This is a genomic window from Thermoanaerobaculia bacterium (genome assembly GCA_018057705.1).
GTDB lineage: Bacteria > Acidobacteriota > Thermoanaerobaculia > Multivoradales > JAGPDF01 > JAGPDF01.
Window position 1 is genome coordinate 27,381 of the sequence record JAGPDF010000037.1, and the last position, 8,791, is coordinate 36,171.

Annotated in this window: 6 protein-coding genes; 5 read left to right on the top strand and 1 reads right to left on the bottom strand. The window is 65.4% G+C overall.

The features are described from left to right. The 5 genes from KBI44_12750 to KBI44_12770 all read left to right on the top strand — a co-directional run. Positions 1–1,668 (top strand): penicillin acylase family protein (locus KBI44_12750; GenBank protein MBP9145347.1); only part of this gene is annotated, 1,668 nt, incomplete at its 5' end. Positions 1,669–1,959: 291 nt separating this feature from the next. Further along, positions 1,960–4,764, top strand: coding sequence for a DUF4038 domain-containing protein (locus KBI44_12755; GenBank protein MBP9145348.1), 2,805 nt, complete (start codon positions 1,960–1,962; stop codon positions 4,762–4,764). 384 nt (positions 4,765–5,148) lie between these two features. After that, positions 5,149–6,834, top strand: a complete 1,686-nt coding sequence (locus KBI44_12760) for a hypothetical protein (GenBank protein ID MBP9145349.1) — start codon at positions 5,149–5,151, stop codon at positions 6,832–6,834. A 7-nt stretch (positions 6,835–6,841) separates the two neighbouring features. Beyond that, positions 6,842–7,537 (top strand): methyltransferase domain-containing protein, encoded by a 696-nt coding sequence (locus tag KBI44_12765; protein MBP9145350.1) that lies wholly within the window; start codon positions 6,842–6,844, stop codon positions 7,535–7,537. A gap of 17 nt (positions 7,538–7,554) precedes the next feature. After that, a complete protein-coding gene (locus tag KBI44_12770; GenBank protein ID MBP9145351.1) occupies positions 7,555–8,460 on the top strand; it encodes a cyanophycinase in 906 nt (301 codons plus the stop codon). Between the two features lie 95 nt (positions 8,461–8,555). Here KBI44_12770 and KBI44_12775 read toward each other — a convergent pair. Then, a partial coding sequence (locus tag KBI44_12775) for an ATP-dependent helicase (protein ID MBP9145352.1) occupies positions 8,556–8,791 on the bottom strand: 236 nt, incomplete at its 5' end.

An 8,791-nucleotide genomic window follows, 5' to 3' on the forward strand; every position in this document is an offset into this window, starting at 1 on the left:
CTCGCCGACGAGACCCCCGCCGCGGGCCAGCCGGTGGGGAGCAACCCCGAGGGCTCCGGGCTCGGCAGCAACAACTGGGCGGTCGCTCCCGGGCGCTCGGCGACGCACTCCGCGATGGTCGCGAACGATCCGCACCTGGGGCTGGGCCTGCCGGGAGTCTGGTTCCAGGCGGCGCTCCGGGCGCCCGGCTACGAGGTCTCCGGTATGACGATCCCCGGCGTGCCGGGGGTGGTCCTCGGCCGCAGCGCACATTTGGCCTGGGCAATGACCAATCTCTACGTCGACGACGTCGATCTCTTCGTCGAGCGGCTCGACGTCACCGGGACGAAGGTGCAGCGCGGCGAAGAGTTCGTGCCGGTCACGGTCGAGAAAGCGACCATCCGGCTCGACGACGGCGAGGAGGTCGAGTTCGAGATCCGCTCGACGGATCGCGGACCGCTCCTCGACCCCGATCCGGTGCGTGGCCTCCCGGCGAGGAGCGTCGCCTGGTCGGGCTACGAGCCGGCCGACCAGATGCTCGCGCTGATGAACCTCGCGCGCGCCACGACGATCGCCGAGGTCCCCGCGGCGGTCGCTCCGTACTCCTTCCCGCCGCAGAACCTGGTGGTCGGCGACCGTGACGGCCACATCCTCTGGACGCCGATCGGCCGGGCCCCGAACCGCTTCGGCTGGGACGGCCGCTTCCCGGCGCCGGGCTGGAAGAGCGAATACGGATGGGCGGGCCTCCTGCCGGCCGCGGAGAATCCGGTTCTGATCGACCCGCCGACCGAAGCGATCGTCACCGCGAACAGCTTTCTGCCGGTCGCGACACCGGCCTGGTTCCAGGAGGAGTTCGACACGGCGTTCCGCGCCGACCGGGTGCGCGAGCGTCTGGCGGAGAAGACCGACTGGACCCCGGCCGGGCTCGCCGCGTTGCAGGGCGACGCGATCTCGCTGTGGGCGAAGTGGCTCGTGCCGCGCCTCGCCGGCGACCACTCCGGCGACGCCGCCAAGGCCTGGGTAGCGCTCCAGGGCTGGGACGGGAGGATGGGGGAGCGCGGCGCGCCGGCGCTCTTCGCGCTCGTCGAACGGCACCTTCACCGCGCCGTCTTCCAGGACGAGGCGACCGCCGCGAACCTGGCGCGCTTCGGCACCCGCTGGCGGCTGATCCGCCTCTTCGACGGCGCGATGTCGCCCGCCTGGTTCGACGACGTCGCGACGCCCGCGGTCGAGGATCGCGCCGCCGCGGTCGGGAGTGCGCTCGCCGCCGCCTGGCAAGAGGGGGAGAAGCGCTGGGGCCCGGACGCTTCCTCCTGGCCCTACGCCGGAATGCATCGCCTCAAGCTCGAGCACAACCTCGGCGCGGCGCCGCTCGTCGGCCGTCTCTTCAACCGCGGGCCGTTCCCGCTCGACGGCTCGTCGACCACGGTCATGGCCTTCGGCGGACCCTGGGTCGGCGACGAGATGGATGTCGAGTACGGCGCCTCGATGCGCCTGGTGAACGACCTCGGCGACCCCGACCGCGGCATCTCGATCCTCCCCGGCGGCCAGTCCGGCCACCCCTGGGACCCCCACTACGACGATCAGCTCCCCCTCTACCTCCGCCTCGAAACCCGCCCCGTCCCCTGGACCGACCCCGCGATCGAGAAGGCGACGGTCTCTCGCCTCCAGCTCACGCCAGCTCGCTAAAGCCTCCTCCGGGTCGACCCCCGGCACAAGCAACGCCGGTTCCCAATTGGGCCAGCTGTTCGGATCCCCGCCGTTCCAGAAGTTTTCTTGACTCATTTGTCACGAATTGGACCTCTGAGACAACTATCTCTATAGAGGGACCTGCGAATGAATCCAGGATGCAATTGGTACTGAATCGGCGGGCAGCGTCCGGGCTTGGGTCCTAGAGGCGCTCTCGACCTAAGAAGGCCGACGAGGACCTCGCTCAAGCGCGATTCGCTTTCTGCCAATGCCGAAGGAGGAGGAGATCCTATGAAGACCAGCAAGTTTGCCCGACGAATCGTCGACGTTCTCTTCGCGTTCGGACTGGCCGCGGCCCCGCTCATTGCACAACTGCAACCTGGTTGTGGCAATCCCACGACTCCGCTCAGCTGCAACAACAGCGTGCCTTGGCCCGCATGTGGGAGCGGAGGAACTGCCCTGGCCTGGCAGTGCTGGCAGCAGGAACTGATCAGCACGGGGAGCTACACCAACGGCTATCGCGATCTGAAGATCGAGATCCTCACTCGATGGTCGCAAAATCCAGCCTTCGCCTATCGCACCTTCGCTTACTGGGCAGGGAAGACTCCCGACGGCTTGCACGATCGCTTCGTCTTCAGAGTGGCCTTTGCGCCGTTCACAGGCGCGCACTACTGGACGTCGACTTGCTCCACGCTCTTCGGAAAAGAGGACTGCTCGGCCGACGCAGGTCTAGTCACTTACGGTTCTGTATCGGTAGCGATCCAGAGCACGAGCAATCCCCTTTGGACCCGAGGCTTTCTAAAGCAGGATTCTTCCTACAGTGCGGGCGTCAACACATTCAAGCCACCGAGCCACTACGACGGCACTTTCTTCTTCTGGCACGGTGACACGGCGTGGGCCGCAACGGTGCAGGCGTGTCGGAATCAGTGGCGGAGCTACATCGACAACCGAAAAGCGAACGCGTTCACCGTCGTGCACCTGGCGCTTTCACCTCGGTGGGCCGGACCTCCAGCCCCCGCGGGCTACTCGGGTGTCAGGAGCAACATGAGCAACGGCCAAGCCGGATTCCAGCAGATTGGCGGCACCTGCCCATCTGCGGCGTTCGATCGCGAATCGAAGTTCCCGAATTGCAGTTCAAGGTGGAATCCTGGCTACTGGCAAGAATTGGACGGCATGATCCAATATGCAAATCAGCAAGGGATCCTTGTCTATCTCGTAGGCGCCAGCGGTCCCTTCGACGAGTGGATATCGGATGCGGCGATTCGCACTTTCTCCCGAAACCTCGCTGCCATGACACGAGGGAACTTCGTCATTCTCTCCCCGGGCTTCGACGACGACCCCACAGAGTGTGAGCCGGGCTACAATTGCGCGCCACTGGGGCGCCGAATGTCCCAGCTCTTGGTCGCTTCCGGAGACGAGATCCGGACCTTGAGTGGGACCTACCCGATCATCACGAATCACTACGCCACCGTAGGCGCTGGCTCCATTGATGACGTTCATCCCGAATCGTGGTTGAACGTCAATGGCTACCAGAGCGGTTTCTCGGGAGGGAACCTCGCGAACATCACTTCCAGGCCGCGTACGTTCGCTCAAGCCATCCGCTACCCGACCAGCGGCCCGTTTGCGAATCCTCGCAAGCCAGCTCTGAATGCCGAAGCCATTTACGACTACGGCTATGGAGTCACGAGTGAAGCTTCAACAAGCATTCAGCACTTCAATCGGTACCGCCTGCGGCAGGCTGGTTGGTCGAGTTGGTTCGCCGGTGCTACTGGGTATAGCTGGGGGCAAGCCGGTCTCTGGGAGTGGGGGCTCTGCGGCTTGCCTAGCCTTCCGGCGTGGGCTACTGACGAGGAAACTTGCGTCGTGGGCACCCTGAACCCCCCGCCAACGCCGCAGTCGAACGAGTACAAGAGCTACGCCGGAGCAATGTGCCAGCTCGAAACCGCTGTATCGGCGCGCCGCCTGGGCGATGGAATTCGAACCTTGGACTTTGGAACTCTCGCCGCCGGTCCAGCCGAACAGAATCGGGCGACGAGCAGCCCGCCTCCGACGACACCTCGCCAATTCGTTCTTGCCCGCGATGCCGACAATCTTGTGGTCTATATGCCGCACAACGCGAACGTACGAGTCAATCTGGCTGGTACGGGCTTCGAGAGCGGCTTTGCGGCTTACTTGTACAACACGCGAGCACAATTGAACATGGTGACGCCGGTTTGCGCTCCGCTCTCAGGGGCAACCTATCAGTTTGAGAACCCCGGGGGCGTCTCGGCCGGGACTCTCGGAACAGATGATTGGGTCCTGCTACTCGGCCCAGGCTCGTCTATCCCCTGTTCATCGTCTCTCAATGAGCCGGAGCTGGGTGAGCTCGGTTTCTTCATGACCGAATCCGAGGAAGGAATTCGAGGGCTTTGGGCGCATGTGCCTGGCGCACTAGAGGAAAGGGAAGCGGTGCTCGTCGAGGGGGTGCCCGCGGAACTGCCTCGCAGGTGGAGCGCGGCTCGGGATGGTTCAGGGAACACTCTTGTCGTCTGGGAGCATCGCCAAGGCTACGGCACGATTTCGGCGGTGCACGCTCGCTGGCTCGACGCCAATGCCCAGCCGCTTGGTGAGGTCATCGCCGTTTCACCCGTTCAGGGGAGGGATCAATTGGCGCCTTCGGTCGCGGTGACTCCTGACGGCGAAGCCATTGTCGCCTGGGTGGAACACGATCCTGTTTCCGGCTCTTCGGAAGTTCTGAGCACCGGTCTTTCCATCGCCGGCGCAATGGGAACGGCGCCCGCACGGCTTGACCGCGCGGGGATTCTGGTTCCTCGGCGCACACGCGCGATCTGTGACGCCGCGTCGCGCTGTTACGTTGCCTGGGAGTCGGAGAATCGACTGACTGGCGCCGTCAGTGCGAAGTACCGGTCGGTCGATGCTCGATCTGCATTCTCATTGGACGAGGAGAGCCTGCTGCGAGAGACCTCGACGGAGCTGTGGTTGGGGCGCCCAGAGCTCGATGCTCGCGGGAATGCCGTCTTGAGCTGGGAAGAGTTTGATCCTCGCGGGACGAGCAAGGGGCGCTTTGCATCGCTCCTACGCTCGACGGCACAATAGAGAACAGAGAGGTCAGCGATGCAACCGCGCAGATTAGCTTCGCGCTTCGCTTGTTGGATCGTGGCGTCGTCCTGGCCCGCCCTGCTCCCGGGGCAGTCTCCGCTGACGCCGGTCTTTCAGGTCAACGAGACCTCGGCGCAGTACCAGAGGCCTTCCTCAGTCGCCATCGATGCCCAGGGGCGCGCCCTCGTGGACTACAGGGATAGTGTCGGCTTTCCGCTCGAACAGGTTGGACGCTTCATCGAGGTGGATTCGACGCTGAGCCCAGAGTTTGCGTTGGGTGCAGGGGATGGTTCTGTGGGGGACTCAGCACTCCTCTCCCTGCTTACGGGCGGCTGGCTGTTCAGCGCCTACTCGTTGCCCCCCTTTCCTCTGTCTGGGCCGATGTTCCAACTTCTGGACGAGAACGGCGCTTCGGTCGGCGCACCCGTTTCGATCGATGGGCCTGACTACGTCGGTGGCGGGCATTCGATCGCCGCGGGCCCGGCTGGAGGGCTGTTCGTGGGCTTCACCGGATGGCCCAGGAGTCATCCAGGAGCGCGGAACGAAATGTACTTCGAGGCCTTCTCGGGGGCCGGTGCGCTGGTCGTGGAACCGGTCGCGCTGACCCAGCCGGATCCAGCGGATCCGGCGAACGAAGTTTTCAGCGGCAAGATCGGGGTCGACTCCTCCGGTCGAAGCTTGGTCGCCTGGGGGGAGTACAGCTCAGACAGCGACTACGATGTCCCGGCCCGGATCCTCGATGCGTCCGGGAATTTTCTGACGCCGCGCTTCGATGTGAACACGACGCGGGCGGGGTCGCAGGCGGGACCCACCGGCGTCGTCGCGGTCGGCGGGGATCGCTTCGTCGTGGTCTGGGAAGGCGAGTCCGACCAGTCGCCGTACTACGACGTTCTCTTTCGTATCTTTGCCTCCGATGGCACGCCGCTGACCGGCGAGGTGCCGGTTTCGAGCTCGCCGACCGGGGCGCGCTACAGCGGCTCGATCGCCACGGACGGCGGCTCACGATTCGTGGTTTCCTGGACGAGCGACGGGCAGGACGGATACCTCGAAGAGATCTACTTTCGTGTCTTTCGCGCCGATGGTACAGCGGTGAGCGACGAGGTCCGGGCGAGCGCCGGGGCAGGGCAAGAGGGGCTCTTCGACGAGTTTTCGTACATCGCGCAGTCGAAGAGCGGCGCGATAGCCTTGGTCTGGTCGGCGGACGGCGTCGACGGCGACGACTGGGGGGTCGCGGGGCGGAAGTACTTTCGCGGCTGCGCGGATGGCGCGCCGCGACTGACGCTCGGCGGTGGGCGATTCGATGTCTGTACGCTGTGGACGTCGTTTTCGGGGGCGCACGGGGCTGGGGTCCCCGTGCCGCTCACCGCCGACACCGGCGGATTCTGGTTTTTCGGTCCCGACAACCTCGAAGTCGTCGTCAAGATCCTCGACGGCTGCGGCTTCAATCAGAAGTTCTGGCTCTACTCGGCGGGACTGACCAACGTCGAGGTCACCCTGGGGGTGATCGACACCTGGACGGGGCAGACCTGGATTCGGGACACGAGTCTCGCGTCGCCTTTCCCCCCGATCCAGGACATCGAAGCTCTCCCTGGTTGTGGAGCGCTGCCGCCACCGGCTACTGAGACCGCTATGGGGGAGAGTCGACCCCCCGTTCGTCCCCAGGTTGAGCCCGCGCCCTTGGAACTGTCGAACTGCGTCGAAGACGCGCAGCACGTCTGCCTGCAGGCGGGGCGCTTCCGGGTGTCGGCGAGCTACCGCACCGCGAGCGGCCTTTCTGGTGAAGCCGTCGCGTTGCCGCTCTCCCCGGAGAGCGCGGCCTTCTGGTTCTTCAGCGCAAACAACCTCGAGCTTTTCGTCAAAGTGCTCGATGCCTGCGTGCCGTTCGATCGCTTCTGGGTCTACTCGGCCGGTCTGACCAACCTCTTCGTCCAGCTGCGGGTCGAAGACACCGACTCGGGCGAGATCCACTTCTACGAGAATCCGCTCCATCGCGCCTTCGAACCGATCCTCGACACGAGCACGTTCGCCACCTGCTCCGCGGAGCCTACGGCGAAGCCGCTGCTATGATTTTTTGATGTTCTCGCCGGTCGCAGTCAGGGTTGTCCCGAAGAGTGCGCCCGAGGGAGCACTCCTGCATGTCGGTTGCGGCCGGGAGCGGATCGAGGGCTGGGTGAACATCGATCTGCTGAAGCTGCCGACGGTCGATGTCGTGCTCGACGCCAGCGTGGAGCTGCCGTATCGCGAGGCCGGGGCGGTCTACGCCGAGCATTTCCTGGAGCACCTGCGCGTCGATCGGGCGGTGCAGTTTCTGCTGAACGCCCATCGGGCTCTCGCTCCCGGACATTGGATGAGAATTTCGACGCCGAATGTCGATTGGATGTGGGCGACTCACTATCCGGCCCGTGGCGCGGACGAGTCCGCCAGGAGGGTCGTCGACGCCCTGATGCTGAACAAGGGCTTCCGCGCCTGGGGACACCAGTTCCTCTGGAACGCGGCGGCGCTCGAGCGGGCGCTCCGGGCGACGGGCTTCGAGGAGATTCGGCTGTGCAAGTACGGCGAGAGTACGATCCCGCACTTCCAGGGCATCGAGCGCCACGACGCCCTCCCGGACTGGGAGGCGTTGCCGCACGTGGTGATTTTCGAGGCCCGCAAGGGGCCACAGAACCTGCCGGCCCTCGCCGAGCTCAGTGAGCTCATCTGGGAGGAGTTTCTGCGGCATCTCGATCCGTACGTACCGCGTCCCAACTTCGGCGGTTTGATTTCCTTCTGAAGCGAAAGGATCTGTCCATGTTCGCAAGTCGTTTCGCTGGATTCGCTTTGGCGCTCCTGGTCTTGCCAGGGTCTGTGCATGCCACCGGGAGTGCTGCTGGTTCTCCTGCCGATGGAAGCGCCTCCCGTGTCGCCGCAGGTGCGCCCAAGGGCCACCTGGTGCTCAACGGGGGTGGCGGGGAGGCGGAGCCGTTCTGGCCGCGGATCTTCGAGTTGGCGGGGGGGAAGGGGGCGGCGATCGTTATTCTGCCGACCGCATCGGAACGCGCGGAGACCGGGACGGAGTATGTCGAGGAGCTGCGGGCGCTCGGAGCGACGGGGATGCGGGCGATCGAGCTGCGGACGCGGGAGGATGCGTCCAGCCCCGAGTTCCTTGCGGCGATCGCGGCGGCGAAGGTGATCTTCTTCACCGGCGGCGACCAGTCGAAGATCACCGCCGCCATCCTCGGCACGCCGGCCGAGGCGGCGATCCGCAAGGTCTACGACGACGGCGGCGTCCTCGCCGGGAGCTCCGCCGGGCTCGCCTGCATGAGCCGCGTGATGCTCACGGGCGAGGGGGACTTCACGGTGCTGCGCGGCGGCAATGTCGAGGTCAAGGAAGGTCTGGGCTACGTCACCGAGGCGATCCTCGACCAGCACTTCGTCGCCCGCCAGCGCCAGAACCGGCTGATCTCCGTCGTGCTCGAGCATCCGGAGCTGCCGGGCATCGGCGTGGACGAGAAGACCTCGATCTGGATCCGCCCCGACCGCACCTTCGAGGTCATGGGCGAGGGCTGGGTGATGATCTTCGATGCCCGGAAGGCTCAGGTCCGCAAGGGTGGAGAGGGCAAGCCGAAGCTGGCGACGGACGAGATGGTCACCCGGATCCTGGTGTCGGGCGACCGGTTCGATCTGAAGACAGGGACGCTCCTGCCGCGACTCTGAACCCCCGAACCGGTGTAGATCGCGAGAGTCGGTGAGATCGTCCCGCCCCATGGGGCCCGATGGAGCGGGACTTGGCGGGAGGCGGCGGGAGCCGCCTACCAGCGCGTCTTGCGGCTGCGCTTGAACGACGGCGCGGCGCCAACGCGCTCGACGTAGGGCTCGACACCCGGAGTCGTGCAGCGCGGGATCGACTGGGTGATCGCTGCCTCGATGTCGCGGATCTTCTCTTTTTCCATCCAGCTGGCGATCGACGACACCAGCCCCGTGGCGTTGCCGCGCGCGGTACGGCCGGCGCGGTGGACGTAGTCCTCGACGGTCTCGGGCAGGTCGT